This window comes from Pedobacter sp. (assembly GCF_965279535.1).
In the GTDB taxonomy this organism is placed as follows: Bacteria; Bacteroidota; Bacteroidia; order Sphingobacteriales; family Sphingobacteriaceae; genus Pedobacter.
The window spans coordinates 4,270,771-4,288,888 of sequence record NZ_OZ257244.1 but is presented as its reverse complement, the minus strand read 5'-3'; the positions used below and the strand labels follow the sequence as shown (position 1 = coordinate 4,288,888).

16 protein-coding genes are annotated in these 18,118 nt (G+C 37.6%); 6 read left to right on the top strand and 10 right to left on the bottom strand.

What is annotated here, in order from left to right; translation table 11 throughout:
• Positions 1 to 7: 7 nt before the first annotated feature.
• The 4 genes from hemL to hemA form a co-directional block, all read right to left on the bottom strand.
• Positions 8 to 1,378, bottom strand: a complete 1,371-nt coding sequence (gene hemL, locus ACQY77_RS17645) for a glutamate-1-semialdehyde 2,1-aminomutase (protein WP_421942419.1) — start codon at positions 1,376 to 1,378, stop codon at positions 8 to 10.
• 79 nt (positions 1,379 to 1,457) lie between these two features.
• The gene (gene hemB, locus ACQY77_RS17640) at positions 1,458 to 2,426 is read right to left on the bottom strand and encodes a porphobilinogen synthase (protein ID WP_421940984.1); all 969 of its coding nucleotides are present in this window, start codon (positions 2,424 to 2,426) and stop codon (positions 1,458 to 1,460) included.
• A 439-nt stretch (positions 2,427 to 2,865) separates the two neighbouring features.
• Positions 2,866 to 4,446, bottom strand: coding sequence for a hydroxymethylbilane synthase (gene hemC / locus ACQY77_RS17635; RefSeq protein ID WP_421940985.1), 1,581 nt, complete (start codon positions 4,444 to 4,446; stop codon positions 2,866 to 2,868).
• Between the two features lie 382 nt (positions 4,447 to 4,828).
• Positions 4,829 to 6,055, bottom strand: a complete 1,227-nt coding sequence (gene hemA, locus ACQY77_RS17630; RefSeq protein ID WP_421940986.1) for a glutamyl-tRNA reductase — start codon at positions 6,053 to 6,055, stop codon at positions 4,829 to 4,831.
• 566 nt (positions 6,056 to 6,621) lie between these two features.
• Between hemA and ACQY77_RS17625 the strand changes: the two genes are divergently transcribed.
• The gene (locus tag ACQY77_RS17625; RefSeq protein ID WP_421940987.1) at positions 6,622 to 7,449 is read left to right on the top strand and encodes an alpha/beta hydrolase family protein; all 828 of its coding nucleotides are present in this window, start codon (positions 6,622 to 6,624) and stop codon (positions 7,447 to 7,449) included.
• A 32-nt stretch (positions 7,450 to 7,481) separates the two neighbouring features.
• Here ACQY77_RS17625 and ACQY77_RS17620 read toward each other — a convergent pair whose 3' ends face one another.
• The 6 genes from ACQY77_RS17620 to ACQY77_RS17595 all read right to left on the bottom strand — a co-directional run bounded on the left by ACQY77_RS17620 (position 7,482) and on the right by ACQY77_RS17595 (position 13,944).
• Complete coding sequence (locus ACQY77_RS17620) at positions 7,482 to 8,750, bottom strand: mechanosensitive ion channel family protein (RefSeq protein ID WP_421940988.1); 1,269 nt, start codon at positions 8,748 to 8,750, stop codon at positions 7,482 to 7,484.
• Between the two features lie 77 nt (positions 8,751 to 8,827).
• Positions 8,828 to 10,783: a (E)-4-hydroxy-3-methylbut-2-enyl-diphosphate synthase gene (gene ispG, locus ACQY77_RS17615; RefSeq protein ID WP_421940989.1), complete on the bottom strand. Its 1,956-nt coding sequence runs from the start codon at positions 10,781 to 10,783 to the stop codon at positions 8,828 to 8,830.
• A 166-nt stretch (positions 10,784 to 10,949) separates the two neighbouring features.
• Complete coding sequence (locus ACQY77_RS17610; RefSeq protein WP_421940990.1) at positions 10,950 to 11,564, bottom strand: RDD family protein; 615 nt, start codon at positions 11,562 to 11,564, stop codon at positions 10,950 to 10,952.
• Between the two features lie 59 nt (positions 11,565 to 11,623).
• A complete protein-coding gene (locus tag ACQY77_RS17605; protein WP_421940991.1) occupies positions 11,624 to 12,577 on the bottom strand; it encodes a LiaF transmembrane domain-containing protein in 954 nt (317 codons plus the stop codon).
• Between the two features lie 5 nt (positions 12,578 to 12,582).
• Positions 12,583 to 13,236, bottom strand: a complete 654-nt coding sequence (locus tag ACQY77_RS17600) for a PspC domain-containing protein (RefSeq protein WP_421940992.1) — start codon at positions 13,234 to 13,236, stop codon at positions 12,583 to 12,585.
• A gap of 18 nt (positions 13,237 to 13,254) precedes the next feature.
• Complete coding sequence (locus ACQY77_RS17595) at positions 13,255 to 13,944, bottom strand: SDR family oxidoreductase (protein ID WP_421940993.1); 690 nt, start codon at positions 13,942 to 13,944, stop codon at positions 13,255 to 13,257.
• Between the two features lie 149 nt (positions 13,945 to 14,093).
• On the opposite strand from ACQY77_RS17595, the gene ACQY77_RS17590 reads away from it, so the two are divergent.
• The 5 genes from ACQY77_RS17590 to ACQY77_RS17570 all read left to right on the top strand — a co-directional run bounded on the left by ACQY77_RS17590 (position 14,094) and on the right by ACQY77_RS17570 (position 18,041).
• On the top strand, positions 14,094 to 14,828 hold the full coding sequence (locus ACQY77_RS17590) for an MlaE family ABC transporter permease (RefSeq protein ID WP_421940994.1): 735 nt from the start codon (positions 14,094 to 14,096) through the stop codon (positions 14,826 to 14,828).
• Positions 14,828 to 15,580 carry an ABC transporter ATP-binding protein gene (locus ACQY77_RS17585; protein WP_421940995.1) on the top strand — a complete coding sequence of 251 codons (753 nt, stop codon included), beginning with the start codon at positions 14,828 to 14,830 and terminating at the stop codon, positions 15,578 to 15,580. The genes ACQY77_RS17590 and ACQY77_RS17585 overlap by 1 nt, the downstream gene beginning before the upstream one ends.
• 126 nt (positions 15,581 to 15,706) lie before the next feature.
• Positions 15,707 to 16,015 (top strand): type II toxin-antitoxin system VapC family toxin, encoded by a 309-nt coding sequence (locus ACQY77_RS17580; RefSeq protein WP_428430148.1) that lies wholly within the window; start codon positions 15,707 to 15,709, stop codon positions 16,013 to 16,015.
• Positions 16,012 to 16,893 (top strand): class I SAM-dependent methyltransferase, encoded by an 882-nt coding sequence (locus ACQY77_RS17575; RefSeq protein WP_421940996.1) that lies wholly within the window; start codon positions 16,012 to 16,014, stop codon positions 16,891 to 16,893. Before ACQY77_RS17580 ends, ACQY77_RS17575 begins: the two co-directional genes overlap by 4 nt.
• Positions 16,894 to 16,991: 98 nt before the next feature.
• Positions 16,992 to 18,041: a hypothetical protein gene (locus ACQY77_RS17570; RefSeq protein WP_421940997.1), complete on the top strand. Its 1,050-nt coding sequence runs from the start codon at positions 16,992 to 16,994 to the stop codon at positions 18,039 to 18,041.
• The last annotated feature ends 77 nt before the right edge of the window (positions 18,042 to 18,118 follow it).

Genomic DNA, 18,118 nt, shown 5'->3' with positions numbered 1-18,118 from the left:
AAAGAATTTATTTTTTAAACACTAAATCTAAGGCTTCAAAGATTGCCCTTTTTGCTTTCTCTAATTCAATTTTTGTATGTGCTGAAGATACGAAACCAACCTCATAACCAGAAGGTCCTAAATAAATACCACGGTTAAGTAGTTCACGATGCATCACCTTAAATTTCTCCATGCTACCTGCATCAATATCATCAGCAGATTGAATTTTATCCTTTTCGGTGAAAGCAAACCAGAAGATTGATCCCACAGTAAATACTTTAAATTTGTAATTTCTTGCTGTAGCAAAACGCTGAATACTGGCTACAAAATCCTGTGTTTTGGTATTCAAATCTTTGTAAAAGCCAGATTTATTTAATTCTGTTAAAGTAGCTATACCCGCTGCCATGGCCACAGGATTACCCGATAAGGTTCCTGCCTGGTACACACCTCCATCTGGAGAAATATGTGCCATTATTTCATTAGAGGCCCCATACATACCCACTGGCAAACCACCACCTATAATTTTACCATAGGTAACAATATCTGGTGCAATACCATAATGCGCCGCAGCACCTTCAAAACCTACTCTAAATCCTGTAATAACTTCGTCGAAAATCAATAACGAACCATTTTCAGTACAAATGCTCCTTAAAAACTTAATATACGTCTCATCTTGCATAATTAAGCCGTTATTGGCAGGAATCCCTTCTATAATTACCGCAGCGACCTGATCTTTGAACTGGTTAAAAGCCTGTTCAATTGCACCTGTATCATTTAAAGGGATAACAATTGTTTCTTCGGCAAAAGATTTAGGTACACCAGCAGATGAAGTTTCACCAAACGTAACTAATCCGGATCCCGCCTTAACCAATAAAGAATCACTGTGACCATGATAACAACCTTCAAACTTGATGATTTTATCGCGACCGGTAAAACCTCTTGCTAAACGAATTGCCGACATTACGGCCTCTGTGCCAGAGCTTGTAAAACGAATTTTTTCTACAAAGCGATTATTTTTAATAATTAACTCTGCCAATTCATTTTCCAAAGCTGTAGGTGCGCCAAAACTCATTCCATTTTGCATCACTTCCGTCACCTTCTCTCTGATTTTAGGATTATTATGACCTAAAATCAAAGGTCCCCAGCTACCACAAAAATCAATAAACTGATTTCCATCAGCATCCCAGATGTAACAACCATCACCTTTTTCGATAAACAAAGGTGTTCCATACACAGACTTAAAAGCCCTTACCGGAGAGTTAACACCTCCAGGGAAATAGGTTTTGGATTTCTCGTACAGTTCGGCAGATTTTACTCTGGAAATATCAGGTTTACTTCCGGTATTTACGGGAACATCGGCTTCATTGCCTGAAAACATTTTTTTTAGTGAATCTAACATCATTTTAGTTTTAAGTAGTACGCATTAAGTTTTAAGTGCACGTCAAAACGTAAAACTTATAACCTGTACTTACAACTTTTTAAAGCCAATCGTTATTTAAAATATCCTTTATGTGGTAAGTGGTAATGATACTGGCACCAGCGCGTGCGAAAGCATGCATGGTTTCCATCACTACTTTTTGCTCATCAATCCAGCCTTTTTCTGCGGCGGCTTTCACCATCGAATATTCTCCAGATACATTGTAAACCGCAATAGGTAAATTGGTATCTTGTTTTAAGCGGTGGATAATATCTAAATAAGCCAAGCCCGGTTTTACCATTAAAACATCTGCCCCTTGTTGTTCATCTAACTGTGCTTCACGTAGTGCTTCGCCAGGGTTTCTAAAATCCATTTGGTAAGCCTTTCGGTCGCCCTTACTTGGTGCGCAATCGGCTGCCTCTCTAAACGGGCCATAGTATGCCGACGCAAATTTAGTAGCATGACTCATAATGGCTGCATTCACAAAACCATTCTGATCCAACAAGTTACGCATAGCTTCAATTCTACCGTCCATCATATCAGATGGTGCAAACATATCTGCACCTGCTTCGGCATGAGTTAAAGCCATTTTGGCAATAACTTCTACCGTTTTATCATTTTGAACATAATCATTTTCTAAAATACCACAATGCCCATGTGTAGTATAAGAACAAACGCAAACATCGGTAATGAGGTATAAATCATCGCCAAATTGTTTTTTCAATTCTCGGGTAGCTGTCGGTACCAATGAATGATCATGGTAAGCAGATTTGGCATCCGCAGATTTTTCATCTCCAACACCAAAAAGCATGATTTTGTTAAGCCCCTTTTTCAGACCGGATTCTACATCCTTAATTAAGTTATCGATAGAATAATGGTTTACACCAGGCATCGCATCGATGGCATGAGTAACATTAGTACCCGGAACAACAAAGTATGGGTACACAAACATATCTTTCGATAACCGGGTTTCGGCTACCATCTCTCTCACTAAAGGATTTTTCCTTAATCTACGCGGACGATTTAACATAATTATTGTTTTAGTATCAAGTAGTGAGTAGTGAGTAGCAAGTATCAAGACTAAATGCCTTAAACTTTTACCTTCTACCCTTTTTTAGTATCACAAGTAGTGAGTAGCAAGTATCAAGACTAAATGCCTTAAACTTTTACCCTCTACCTTTTTTAGTATCACAAGTAGTGAGTAGCAAGTATCAAGACTAAATGCCTTAAACTTTTATCTTCTACCTTTTTTAGTATCAAGTAGTGAGTAGCAAGTATCAAGACTAAATGCCTTAAACTTTTACCTTCTACTTATTTTTTTTAGTATCAAGTAGTGTAATTTTACTTCAGGCTCTCCATTGAATTGACTTATGAAAGTGCCATAACAATTTCATTAAAATAATGAGGAGGAAATTAGTATAACGTTTAAATACCAAGCACTAATTACTAACTACTTTTATATTTTGTTGCTATCTAATATCAATCCCAAATACCGCTTCAGCCAAACCAATCTCATCTGGCGAATAAGGTAAAGTATATTTTACACCCATTTCATCAAATTTTTTACCTGTAGAATTACCAATAGCAATTACCTGTTGGCCAGGCTCCAATAGATTATCTACAAAATAAGCATCTACATTCGAGGGACTGGTAAAGATTAATACATCAGCATGGCTTTGATCGATATTCTCTTCAATTACAGTTTCGTAAATTGGCAAATCGATTATCTTAGCATCTGCAGGCAGCGATTTTTGGATTGATTGCAATGAATCTTGCGCACGCGGAAACAATACGTGTTTCTCTGAAACCAATTGTGCAAAATCTTCTGCCACTTCAGTAATATCGCCGCTGGTGCCCACAAAATCTGCAAAATGACCATATTTCCTTAAAGCATCTTCAGAACCTCTTCCAACCACACCAAACCTGGCTTTTTTAGGTAAAATCGGTTTTAAATTGAAGAAGTAATCCACACTGTTGCGGCTACTGAAGAAAATCCAATCTACATGCCGCAAAATGAATTGATCTAATACCGTGACGATTGGGAAGGTCCGAATCAGCGAACGACCTTCAATTTCAATATTGTTATTTTCTAATGCACGACGGAAATAACTGTGCTCACCAATTTCACGTGAAATAAACACCTTACCTGGTTTTTTCCGTTCCCCACTAAATTTAGCAACGATTTTTTCTGCAAGGCCCTCTGTAGTTTCTGCCCTTAAGAATAAACGCTCAGGGAAATCTTCAGCAGTTTCAGCCTTTGCTGTCCAAACTTCAAAGTATCCGTTTTCCTTTTTACAATAACAACCCAAAGGCATGTGGCATCCTCCTTCGAAAAGGTTAAGCACTTTCCTTTCTACAGCTACTTCTTCAGCTGTTGATGGGTTATTTATTTTTTGAAGCAATTCAAACAGCTCAGAATCATTTTCCCTGATCTGGATGCCTAAAGCACCTTGTGCAGGTGCAGGGATAAATTCCGTATTATCAAGTTCTTCGATATGCAGATCACTTAAATCCAGTCCCAAACGCTTTACTCCGGCTTTAGCCAGCATAATGGCATCATAATCTTCGTCTCTAAGCTTTTGAATCCGCGTAGGTACATTTCCACGCAAATCTTCTATTTCCAGATCCGGACGTAAACCTAATAATTGTGCTTTTCGACGATTGGAAGAAGTACCAACCATAGCGCCTTTTTTAAGTGATAGTTTCTGAGAAATATCAACACAATCTTTTAAAATCAAGAGGTACTCGGTTGCTTCTTCTCTTGGAGGAATAGCAGCGATAACCAAACCTGCCGGATGCACGGTGGGAAGATCTTTCAGTGAGTGCACGGCTAAATCGATAGTGCCGCCTAAAAGCTCTTCTTCTAGTTCTTTGGTAAAAAATCCTTTGCCCTCTAATTTATCCAATCGAAGATTTAGAATTTTGTCGCCCTGAGTTTTAATGATTTTAAGTTCCGCCTCTATGCCAATTGCGGCTAACTCATCTTTAATATGATTTGCCTGCCATAAGGCCAGATCGCTTCCGCGTGTTCCAATGATTAATTTCTTCACTATCAAATTTAAATGAAATGCAAATTTAAGGTAATTACCGCTTTATCTAACAAAATGTTTAAAAATGAGACAGTGAGGTTACACAATTCGTCATTAATGAAACATATTCAAATAAAGTTAAAATATTTTTGATAGTATGAAGAAGTTATCCCCATATCGCAGCGCTGTTTACAAGCCAGTTGGCTGAGAATAGAAAACCACTAAAGCGAAAAGCATAACTTTATTTGTGTTGTCCGGGCTACAGTTTCGGGGCACAGTCATACCTTAACTAAACCCGATAGCAATGGATGCCGTTTTTCACGGCAGAAATGAATAGCGGGACTGCAGTAGCCTACCGGCACTGCAAATGCTTTTCAAATATTTGTTAAGATTAAACTTTATTTTAAGATTGATTAACTAAAATCTCTTTAGCCATGATCATCGGAACACTGATACATTTTTTCTCCATGTAATTCATTACGCGTTCCAAAACTTCACGTGATGCATCGTCCATCTGGCTGATTTCATCTGCAAAAACCCCATTAATCGCAGTGTTTTTAATCTCCTTAATTTTACGGGGAACATCTTGCATGGCCAATTCAATGCGGCGTTGTTTTAACACCAAGAAAAATTCAGCAATGTTATTTTTGATGATTTCCTCTGCATGAACCAGTTCGTTGTAACGCTCCTGAATATTTTTGCGTGCTACTTCTTTCAACGATTCGACCTCGATGTAGTGAACAGGGTTATGGTGAATCACAGCAGGTGTTACATCATTAGGAATTGCCAGATCTACAATAACTTTTTTACCTGTATCGCCGTTAAGCAACTTAGCATAAAGTTCTTCGGTAATAATTGGCTCTGTAGAACCTGTACAGGTAATAATTACATCAAACCCCTCATTAAAATCTTCAAGTGCATCTAAAGTATGGGCCTTGCCGTTCAATTCTTCTGCTAACGACTGTGCTTTAGAAAGTGTACGATTAAATATTGAAAAGTTTGAGTACTTATGTTTATTGAGGTATTTAGCAATGTTTTGATTGGTTTCTCCGGCACCGATAATTAAAATGCGCGAATTACCACACATGTTTAGTTCTTTAAGCTTGCGATAAGCCAGTGAAACTACAGAAACCGGATTTTTTGAAATGTTGGTGTGGGTGTAAACCTCTTTAGCTGTTTTTACCACACGATCCATGATCATGCGCATGTAATCACCAGTAAAGCCCGCATCGCGACAACTTTCATAAGCCCTTCTGATTTGTGCTAAAATTTCTTTTTCGCCAACTACTAAACTCTCTAAAGAGCAGGAAGTTCTTAATAAATGATTGAAAGCATCTTCGTTTTCGTATACAGAAACATTATCTATAAAGCGTTCTAAAAATTCTTCTGGCAAACCCATATCTAAAACCCTCAAAAATTTGGTTACAAATTCTTTATCGGTTTTTTCTTTGGTTAAGAATACAAATTCTACACGATTACAGGTTCCTATATAAAAGATTTCACTCACAGGAAGTTCTGCCTGAATATTCTTTAACCTGTTATCAAGACTTTCGTCGCAAATAACTAACTTCCCTAAAGATTTTAGGTCTATATGATGGTGCGTAAAAGCGATTACTTTGAAATATTCCAATTGCTTCCGTTATTAACTATTATCGGGATACAAAAGTAATCAAGCAGCGCTAAGTTCACTGTCATTAACCTGTAATTTAGGGCAATTTAGAATGGTTTTAAATAAACAGCTACAGATTACATAACATTTATGCGATACAAATACTGCTTTATTTCTATGCCATTTCCTAAACTGTTGCCGGTATTAATCACTTTATTTCCACTAAGGTATATTACGAAATTATGCTTAATTGGTTGCCTGTTTGATGATTTTTAATCTACATGAGGGGATTCATAGAGATTATTTGGGTATATTATTACTATTTTCAAAAACCAGAAAGGAGGCTGCCCTGTTAATTATTTTAATGCGCTCAGCGTTCATACCTGTCTATATTTTTAGGATTGAAAAAGCACCTTTTTTGCGTTGGAGTATAAAGATTACACCAATTATTGCATAAATAAGACTAACATTTCGATTTTTATAGATGTTTTAGGCAGCATATACCAGGAGAATTTTAAAAAATGATGCTAAAGTTTCCTTTATTTGCGCATTGAACCGTATGCTTTTAGGGGAAAAAATTAAAAATTATGATTACACAAAGCGATTTCAGTCTTACAGGCGCTGATGGAAAATTAATTATCGGCGATATTACATTTGATGACAAAAACCCTCATACGCCAATAGTGCTATTTGTACATGGCTTTAAAGGTTTTAAAGATTGGGGAGCTCATAATTTAGTTGCCCGTTATTTTGCTGCCAACGGATATCGTTATATTAAATTTAATTTATCGCACAGTGGTGTACCCGCTGATAACCCAAAAGACGTAACTGATTTAGATGCTTTTGCCAGCAATACGGTTTCTAAAGAGCTGTTTGATTTAACTGCTGTATTGGATTTTATAGAAAAATCATATGGGAAGGATGTTCAACTTAATTTGATTGGACATAGCCGTGGCGGCGGCTTAACCATTATTGAGGCCGCGAATGATGTACGCATCCATAAACTTATTACCTGGAGTGCAATTGAAAGCTTTAATAGTCTTTGGAAAAAAGAACAGGAAACAGAATGGAGAAAGACTGGAAAAATAGAAGTCACCAATGCCAGAACCAAGGAGAAGATGCCATTAAATGTGACTTTGTTAGAGGATTTTGAAGCGAATGCTGAAACTTTAAATATTATAAATGCTGCAAAGCGGATCAACATACCCTGGTTAATTATCCATGGAGATGAAGATGTAAATGTACCATTTGAAACTGCACAAAAATTAGCAGAGGCTAATCCAGGTAGCAGATTGGTTAAAATAGAAGGGGCCAATCATGTATACGGAGCCTCGCAGCCTTATGAAAACGACAACCTACCGCCACTTTTATTTAAGGTTTGCGAAAAATGTTTGGTATTTTTAAGGGAAGAATAATAGAATTGGTGGCGACCTTGAGTCGCCATTTTTTATGTTCTATTAATAAACTGGCGCATATCACTGCCGCTTGGGCTTTGGAAAATCTCCAAATCAAAATAAGGCACAGTTGCTAAAAGGTGATCGAAAATATCGGCTGCAACTTCTTCAAATTTCTTTAATCCTTTTTCTTTGGAGAATACGTATATCTCGATGGGCAGTCCGTTTTCAGTAGCCTGAAGCTGCCTTACCATAAAGGTCATATCGGTATTGATATAAGGATTGGTTTCCAGGTATTTCTCGGCATAGACCCTGAATGTACCAATATTCGTCATGTGCCGGCCATTTACCAGATTATTAGGATTTACGGTATTTTCTGCATTAAACCTTTCAATTTGTTCTTGTGTTTCGCGCAGATAATCTTTCAAAAAGTCAATGCTTTTCAATCGATTAATCAATTCTTCATCGCAAAATTTAATACTGGATATTTTAATATTGATGTGCCGTTTAATTCTTCTCCCCTCACTTTCTTCCATCGCTCTCCAGTTTTTAAAAGATTCACTTACAATGGCATAGCTGGGTACAATTGTAACTGTTTTATCCCAGTTTCTTACTTTGATGGTGGTCAGGTTAATCTCTGTTACTTCTCCGTCTGCCCCATATTTTTCTACAGTTATCCAATCGCCCACCCGTACCAAATCTATTGCACTCATTTGTACTGAGGCAACAAAACCTAAAATAGGATCACGAAATACGAGGATAAGTACTGCAGTTACCGCACCAAAACCACCAAAAACATACAAGGGAGATTCCCCCAAAATAATAGACAGTATCAGTACAAAACCAACAATGTAAAAAACAATTTTTGCTACCTGTTTATAACTCCTGATTGGTTTATCGGCATATTTTTTAGAGGCTTCCATAATGGAAACCAGGGCGTTAAGAAAGGCATTTACCGCAAACATAACGGCCAGCACGATATAGATTTTGGCAAAAATCAGTGCATAAAATAGTGCAGTTTTAAAATCTATAAACAGATATGGAACAACATTATAAATGATATAGGCACCAAAAATTAAAGCAAAAGCCCTAAAAACCCTAAATTCAAAAAGTGCTTTCTGCCAATCCGACTTTGTTTTTGCACTCTTAACTGCAGCAATAAATACCTGCCGCGTAATAAAGATAGTGATGAACAAAAAAAGGACAACGCCTATTAAGCCTATAAAAAAATAAGCATATATCAGTTCATTCCCCGTTAAGCCTTGCCGGCTGAGTATATTTCTTAGCTCATTAAATATGGATTGAAACTCCAACAGATTCATGAAAGCAATTTAAGATTTCTCCGTTAAAAATTAGCAAGCGTTGAGCGGTTACAACTTTCCGACTTATGACTAAGAACTTATAATTTCTCAACCCAGTTACCATCATCCTTGATAATACCAATAAGTTCATCAAGTGCATATGCAGTAGTTACATTTTTTTTCACTACTTCTTTGCCTCTGTAAAGGGTAATTTTATCTGGCCCTGTGCCAACATAACCATAATCTGCATCGGCCATTTCACCTGGCCCGTTAACAATACAACCCATAATACCGATTTTTATTCCCTTAAGATGATCTGTACGGGAGCGTATCAATTGGGTTGTTTCCTGCAAATCAAAGAGTGTTCTGCCACAACTCGGACAAGAAATATATTCTGTTTTACTAATCCGTGTACGGGTAGCCTGCAGAATACCGAAACTGGTAGAATTAATCAGTGCTAAATTCTGACCTGGCGAATCAATCCAAACCCCGTCGCCAAAGCCATCTGTTAATAATGCACCTAAATCTGTAGCGGCGTAGAGCATTAAATTATCAGCATCTACCTCAGTATAGCTTCGTTTGATAATTACCGGAAGCTGAAGGCCTTGATCTTGTAAGGTTATAAAAAACGATCGTTGTGCCGCCATGCCGTGCGCAGCTGATGTTTCAAGGATTAAGACAACTGTGTTGTTTAACTGTTGAACTGAACTGTTTAATCCATCTGCATCAAGCTGAACGAAATTCAAATATTCATCCTTAAGCGAAGCTTGATTGAATTCTTCCATAGAGAAAAGAGGATGCGCATTGTGCTTATCTTTCAAACCTAACCAGGTTTTATAGTTGTATACCTGTTTCAGGTTACCCGGAAAAGAAAAAGAAGGGAGATTATCCCCCAGGTAAGCTAAATCGCATGCCTGATCGGCGAGATTATATTTATCCAGACCTGCACTATAGTTGTAGCCTACAGCAGTCAGGAAATACGGATCTTTAAGGTTTTCTTTAGAAACATCAATCATCACCAATGGATGATGATGCCCTCCAATATGTTGAACTGGTTCTGTAATGCGACGGTTGTACTCGTAAGGACTATAAGTTGAATATTGAACGGGAGGAGCTGTACGTTTTTCAAGCTGCTCCAAACTTCTCCTGGTATAACGATCTGCCAGTGCCTTTGCTACAGGTGCTTCAAATTCAGGATCTTCAGTTAAAGAAACCCGAATGGTATCGCCCAAACCATCTTCTAACAATGTACCAATCCCCACAGCCGATTTTATACGACCATCTTCTCCATCTCCAGCTTCTGTTACCCCCAGGTGCAAAGGGTAATTCATCCCCTCTTTGGTCATTGTTTCTACCAGCAAACGGTAAGCCTGCACCATAACCTGAGTATTACTGGCTTTCATAGAAATTACCAGATTATAATATTGCTGGTCTTCACACATGCGGATAAATTCCATTGCCGACTCTACCATTCCCCTCGGCGTGTCGCCATAATGGCTCATAATCCGATCGGATAGCGAACCATGGTTGGTACCGATACGCATGGCAGTGCCATATTCTTTACAGATTTTTACCAGCGGAATAAACTTTTTGTAAATGCGATCTAACTCAGCATTATAAGCATCCTGGGTATAATCAATATTTTCGAATTTCTTTTTATCTGCATAGTTACCTGGATTTACACGAACTTTTTCTACAATTCGTGCCGCCATTTCAGCTGCATTAGGAGTAAAATGAATATCGGCAATTAAGGGCACATTGTATCCGCGGTAGCGTAACTCTTTTTTAATATTAGCTAAGTTTTCTGCCTCTTTAATACTTGGCGCTGTGATTCGCACATACTCACAGCCAGATTCTACCATACGGATGGTTTGTTCAACCGTACCTAAGGTATCCATGGTATCGGTAGTGGTCATTGACTGAATGCGGATTGGATTATGGCCACCCAGTGCAATATCTCCGATATTAACTTCACGTGTTAAAAACCTCGAATATTGGGTTAAACTGTTACAATAACCACCTTCTAGAATATGCTTTTCCGATATATTTTCCATGCGATGCAAAGATAATGATTGTTGAATTGTTTTAATGTTGGAATGTTGTAAAAGAAAAAAGTAGCGCTTTAAATTGTTTTGACTATGCTTTTTACTTTCAACCATTACGCGGTTAAGGCAAGCTAAGCGCGTTTATACCATTCACTTTCTGCCTTCGCAGTAGCAGTTAAATCAACCGATCTTTAATAACCAAAGTATTTGCCGCGATATCATGCCAGCACTGGTTTTTCTTATTGAGAAAACTATACAGATAGCCAAAGAAGAAAGGAATAACAGAGAGTATTTTAGAAAAATTTCTAACGAAAGAAATCCCTATTGAAATTCGGCTGCCTTCCAAATCCGTTACTTTAATGTTTAACAGTTTTTTTCCTATGGTGGCCTGGCTTTTTGAAGCTTCGGCGAAGCTGGCATAAATCAGCTTGATTAAAAACACCAAGGGAAATGGCAATAAGAAAGCCATAATCCGCTCTTGCTTTTCCTGGATATAAATATAACTTGTCAAAATGATTACGCTATAGACGATTACAATCAGAAAATGATCTATTACTGAGGCGAGCAGCCGCTGATCAAATGCCGCGAAGTACTGTGGGGCGGTTTTCTGAAACTTAAAACCAAAAAGCTCACGCAATTCCGGTATTGCGTGAGCTTCTTTATAGTCGTCCATTCCTGGTTTCCTGATAAATGTATTGGGTAAAATATTTAATGCATTGAGTTCGTTCAGGCTATACGGCCCTGTTGGCTTTCCATTTATAACAACAGTATACGGTTTATCAGGATTCATGCGGTTTTGGGTAGTTTCTTTGAAAATTTAAGGATGTTGGGCATTGCACCCAGATTATCCTAATATCTTTCTACTTCAAAGTTACTCAATCCGCCGTCTAAATTGATAAAGATTTTTTTTGTTGATGTTTTATAGTTGGAAGTTTGGTAAACGCCATCACTCAGTTTTTCAAATCCTTCAAAATCTTTGGCAGACAAACCTGTTTTAGTGTTGATTCTGCAACCTGAATTTGCTGGAACTTTAATTTTAACGTCTGCTACACCTGATTTCACGATAACATCGGAAATAGGCAATAAGTCGCCCATTTTAATATCCAATGCTGCGGCTCCACCATCAAAACGGAAGGTACGCACTTTATATCCTGAAAAATCAAGATCGGCTTCGCCTGCTCCGAGCTTCATAATTATATCCCAATTGGCAGCTTTATTCAACTTAAAATCCACATCATTACCATTATCATTAAACTTCCATTTGCCTTTTCTGTCATCCATACTGAGGGTTAAAATGGTAGCACTATCGGTAACCAGCTTTTTTAAGGAAAAATTCCCATGTCTTTTAGTGATGTCGGCATTGATCAATTCTGAAGTTTCCCCATCTAATTTAAAGGATATCCCTCCTCCTGATATATTTAGCACTGTTTTCTTCGCACTATCAGCAGCAACAAATGGCTCAACTAAATTTAAGCGGTTAAAAGCAGTGTCTTTATCATCGTCGTCATCAATATGGATATCTAGATCTTTATGATGTCTTCCCCACCATGAATTAGCTGGTTTTTCCTGCCCTTTGAAGAAGAGAAATGTTAATGAAACCACCAATACAGCCAAAGAGATAATATGACCTGTTTGCGAGTTATTTTTGTTAAACAAAATGTTTACACCGGCTATGATCAGAAACACTGGCCAGAAATGCCAAACGGATCGCCAGTAAAAATCGATTACGCCAAAGTTTTCGAGTAGGAGTACACCGCCAATAAAAAGCAGTAAAATACCCCAAATTAATCTATCTAGTTTCATAATATTTATACTTGAGGGTTATTAGGTGTTGTGTTATTTTCATCTTGAGCTGCCGGTTTTTCTTCAACAATTATGGCATCAGAAACCGTTTCAGTTTTGGGCTGCTCAGCAGTTTGTTGGTTCTGCCATTCTTTCCACTCGTTTTTTCTTTTGGATTTTGCAATGATGCTAATTCCCAGTGCGATGAAGATAATTGGCCAAAGGTTTCTGAAGCTAATCCAGTAAGGAATTAATCCCAGTTCACGGGTTAAGAAAAAACAACCAACTACTAATAAAATCAATCCACCGATAATACGACCCGTATCATTTGGCTTATTAAATTTGCTAAAGTCTGCTTGTGTTTCGAAAGGTTTTTTCTCTGCTCCTTCATTAACAGGCTGTGTCCAGTTTACGCTCCCCGTACCAAAAGGTGCAGCATTAGGGTTATTTTTATTAAAATAATCATTGAATTTTGAAAATCTTGCTGCCGGATCATTATTAACAGGTACAATAATCCACATCACAATATAGGCAACAAGGCCACCTCCAGCCATAAATATGGCAGATAATGCAAACAATAATCTAACTATGGTTACTTCCACCTGCATATAATCTGCAAGTCCCGAAGCCACACCAGCAATCATTTTATCGTGTTCGTTTCTAAAAAGCTTCTTTTCCATAACGTTGTTCATTTTGTGTTAAAAATCAAGCGGCGTTATCAGTACCTCATCAACGTTTACCCCTTTACTTAAGTTTAAAATGGTAAATAAAGTATCTGCAATATCCGCTGGTTGTACAAACTTCTCATCGGGAATGGTTGTTCCCTCCCAGGAAGCTGTTTTCGTTGAACCAGGCAAAAATGCGGTAACCTTAACGTTGTACGGGGCTAACTCTTGCCGCAATACATGATTAAGACTTAACATCGCTGCTTTTGTTACACTATAACTTCCTCCATTTTTTACTGGTGCTTTGCTGGCAACCGAACAAATGTTGAAAACATGCCCCTTCTTCTGGGCACGCATCTTTTTCCCAAAAAACTTACTGAAATAATACCCTGCATTTACATTAATGTTTTGTTGTTTTTCGAACACCTCATCGGCCTCATCCAACAAACTGCCTGGCATAAAAGTGCCTACATTATTAACCAGCACATCAACAAAGCCGAAATCCTCTTCCGCATTTTTTAAAAATTTTTGTACTTGACCTTTATCCGAACAATCTAGGGCATAAACCAAAACTCCCTTTGTTAACGCCAATAACTCGACACGGAAATTATCCAATTCTTTAGGATTGCGGGCAACTAAAATTAAATCGTATCCATTTTCGGCAAGTTTAATCGCTATAGCTCTACCAATTCCTTTGGTAGCCCCTGTTATGATGGCTTTCATTATTTTTGTGGTTTAATTTTTGTTAACAAAAAACCATATTTATATTCAAAACCACGAATATTTTTACAATTAGCAAAGTCCGACAACTTTTTTATCGTTTCTTTGTAGTATTATAAAGTTGAACATTTAAATTAAGCAACACATACGGAATGAATTTTACCAATTTCGGCAGGTACATACTGCTACTCAAATCTGTATTTAGAAAGCCGGAAAAATTTAAGATATATTTTAAGGAGATAGCAAAGCAGATGGATTATGTTGGAGTTGGCTCATTAGGGCTAATTGCGATCATCTCTACCTTTATCGGCGCTGTAATGACCTTACAAATTGCCTTCCAGCTGGTTAGTGATTTCATACCTAAAACCATTATCGGATCTGTAAATCGCGACTCAAGTATTTTGGAATTAAGTCCAACCATTAGTGCTATTGTATTGGCTGGTAAAATAGGATCGGCCATTTCTTCTGAAATCGGTACCATGAGGGTAACGGAACAAATTGATGCTTTGGAGATCATGGGTATTAATGCCCCTGGTTACCTGATTTTACCCAAAATCATATCGGGTATAACCATGGTGCCCTTGTTGGTAATTATTTCAATGTTCTTAAGTATTACTGGTGGCTACCTTGGTGGGTCATTATCAGGAGCAGTTACTCCGGCAGAATATATGCAAGGTATTACTACAGATTTTAATCCATATACCATCACGGTGGCTTTGGTGAAAGCATTTGTTTTCGGTTTCATTATCACCTCTGTACCTGCGTACGAAGGTTTTTATGTTAAAGGTGGTGCTTTAGAGGTATCTCAGGCCAGTACAAGAGCCGTTGTAATTAGTTGTATCTCCATTTTAGCTTGCGATTATATCGTAACCCAATTGTTATTGTAATGATAGAAATCAAAGACATTTATAAATCGTTTTCTGGTAATGATGTACTACAAGGCATTTCCGGAAAGTTTGAAGAAGGGGTTACCAATCTGATTATTGGTGGTTCTGGCTCTGGAAAAACTACTTTATTAAAATGTATGGTAGGTTTACATCAACCAGATTCGGGCTCAGTTTTATACGACGGAAGAGATTTTACCCCGATGAGCTATGAAGAGCGGATTGAGGTAAGGAAAGAAATTGGTATGTTGTTTCAAGGTTCCGCTTTATTCGACAGTATGACGGTGGAAGAAAATGTGATGTTTCCGCTAAACATGTTTACTGAACAAACCCGTAAGGAAAAATTAGAACGTGTTAACTTCTGTTTAGAACGTGTTAATCTTGAAGGCAAGAATAAACTTTATCCTGCAGAATTATCAGGTGGGATGAAGAAGCGTGTGGGTATTGCGCGCGCCATTGCTATGAACCCAAAATATTTGTTCTGTGATGAGCCCAATTCGGGTTTGGATCCTAAAACATCTATCGTTATCGACGAACTGATTAAAGAAATTACAGAAGAATACAAAACTACTACCATTGTGGTAACCCATGATATGAACTCCGTAATGGGAATCGGCGATTATATCCTCTTTCTACATGAAGGAAAAAAATTCTGGGAAGGCAGCAATAAAGAGATTGCGCATACTGATATACAAGAACTTAACGACTTTGTATTTGCAAGTCGTTTTATGAAAGCTGCAAAGGATAAGTTTTAATTTTTGTATATTGGTGTATGAAACCAGCAACCAAGCAAATTATCGATAAACTGGAAACTTCACCCGAAAACATGGTTAATGGGATCGTGGATTTCGTTGATTTTTTAAAATGATCTTGATAAAAAGATAATAAAACTCATAGAAAATAGAAGAAATCATAAATATTTAAGCGTTGCCAGTCTCTGGGAAATAACAGTCAAAATTAACATCGGAAAACTTTTTGCAACACGGGATTTGAAAGAGATGTATAATTTGATAAGGGATTTAAAGATCAGGATTATTGACATTAAGCAGGAACACTTACATACCTATCTGGCTCTCCCATTAATCCACAAAAATCCTTTTGACAGATTAATCATTGCACAGGCATCAACTGAAGAATTATCACTCATAACTGATGATCAACATCAGAAATTAAGTTATTTTAATACATGATACAATTATTAACCCCAACCCACTGGAAAGATTACGAACTGATAGATTGCGGGGATTTTGAAAAATTAGAAAGATTTGGCAATGTCATTTTGATCAGACCAGAGCCTCAGGCGGTCTGGAAAAAAACATTATCTGAACAAGAGTGGAAAAAAACGGCTAATATTACCTTCAGGGGCAGATCAGCAACCTCTGGAGAGTGGGTAAAGAAAAACCAGTCTATTCCCGATCGCTGGCATGTAGAATATAAAAACAATGAAGTAGCCATCAAACTTCGTTTAGGCCTCACCTCATTTAAACACGTGGGTGTATTTCCTGAGCAGGCGGTAAACTGGGACTATATTTCTTCATCGATTAAAAAATTTAAAACCCCTCAGCCCAGAGTATTAAACCTCTTCGCCTACACCGGAGCGGCCTCTTTAATTGCCAATGCTGCAGGAGCAGAAACAACACACGTAGATTCTATTAAACAAGTGGTTACCTGGGCGAATGAAAACCAGGAACTATCTGGACTGAAGAACACCCGCTGGATGGTAGAGGATGCCTTAAAGTTTGTGAAAAAAGAGCTTAAGAGAGGTAAAAAATACAATGGAATTATCCTTGATCCACCAGCATACGGACACGGACCTAATGGTGAAAAATGGAAATTAGAAGATCATATCCAGGAGATGATGCAGGATGTAGTACAACTTTTAGATGAAAAAGAGCATTTTTTAATTTTGAACACTTATTCTTTGGGTTTTTCATCCGTAATTGTAGAAAATCTGATCAGGACTTCTTTTCCAAAAGTTCAAAATCTGGAAACTGGAGAACTATATTTACAGGCATCAGCAGGTACTAAACTCCCGTTAGGCGTTTTTGGCAAATTCTGTAATGTGTAAATGTTAATTAATTTATTTTGAACTATCGCTTTTCCGTACTACTTTCATCCATTTCAGATTCGATAAAACTGCATAAACATTAATCCCTAATATATTCTATGAAATTTCAACCTTTAGCGGGCACACTTATACTCGGTTTTGCCGCAATCAGTCTATTTGCAAATTGCCAGTCAGACGGCAAAAGCACTAGCGGTATTGGCAAAATCTTCTCTTCAGATTCAACGAAGAAAAAAACAGACTCGACAGAAAATGTTATGAAGCCTGTTGATCCAAAGCTTTATGATTCCTTAACAAAAAAGCTTGCAAATGGTGATACCACAGGCAAATGGCCGGTAAAGAAACAGCCTTATCCTTTAGCTGGTGCTATTTTACCTTTCAAACGTATTGTTGTTTACTATGGCAACTTACACTCAAAGAAAATGGGTGCTTTAGGCGAATATGCACCTAAAGAAATGTGGCAACGTTTAAACACAGAAGTAAAACACTGGCAGAAGGTTGATCCAAGTACTCCGGTTCAACCCGGTTTGCACTATATTGCAGCGGTTGCCAGCGGAACTCCTGGTAAAGATGGTAAATACATTAACCGTATGGGAAACAAACAGATTGATTCTGTCTTAAAGATTGCAAAAATGCAGCCTAATACGATTGTATTCTTAGATCTTCAGGTAGCATTGAGTAATATCAAAGCCGAATTGCCGCACATTGAAAAATACCTGCAATTACCTTATGTTCACCTGGGTATCGATCCGGAGTTTTCTATGAAAGATGGATCACTACCAGGAAAAAGAATTGGCACTTATGACGCTGCAGATATCAACTACGTTTCTGGTTACCTTGCCGATATGGTTAAGAAATATAACCTTCCTCCGAAAGTTTTTGTGGTACACCGCTTTACACGTAAAATGGTAACCAACTCAGCAAACATTAAGCTTCGTCCGGAAGTACAAATTGTAATGCACATGGATGGATGGGGTGAACCAGAATTGAAAAAAGGAACCTACCGTCATTTCATTTACGGCGAACCTGTTCAGTTTACAGGATTCAAATTGTTCTATAAAAACGACCTTAAAAAGGCTCCTAACAGAATGATGACACCAGAGGAGTTGATCAAACTCACACCAAAACCGATATATATTCAATATCAATAATAAATTAGCCTTACTTTAAAAAGTAGGGCTTTTTTTATGGCATTATAAAACCTTTATGATTTATTTTACGTTTATTG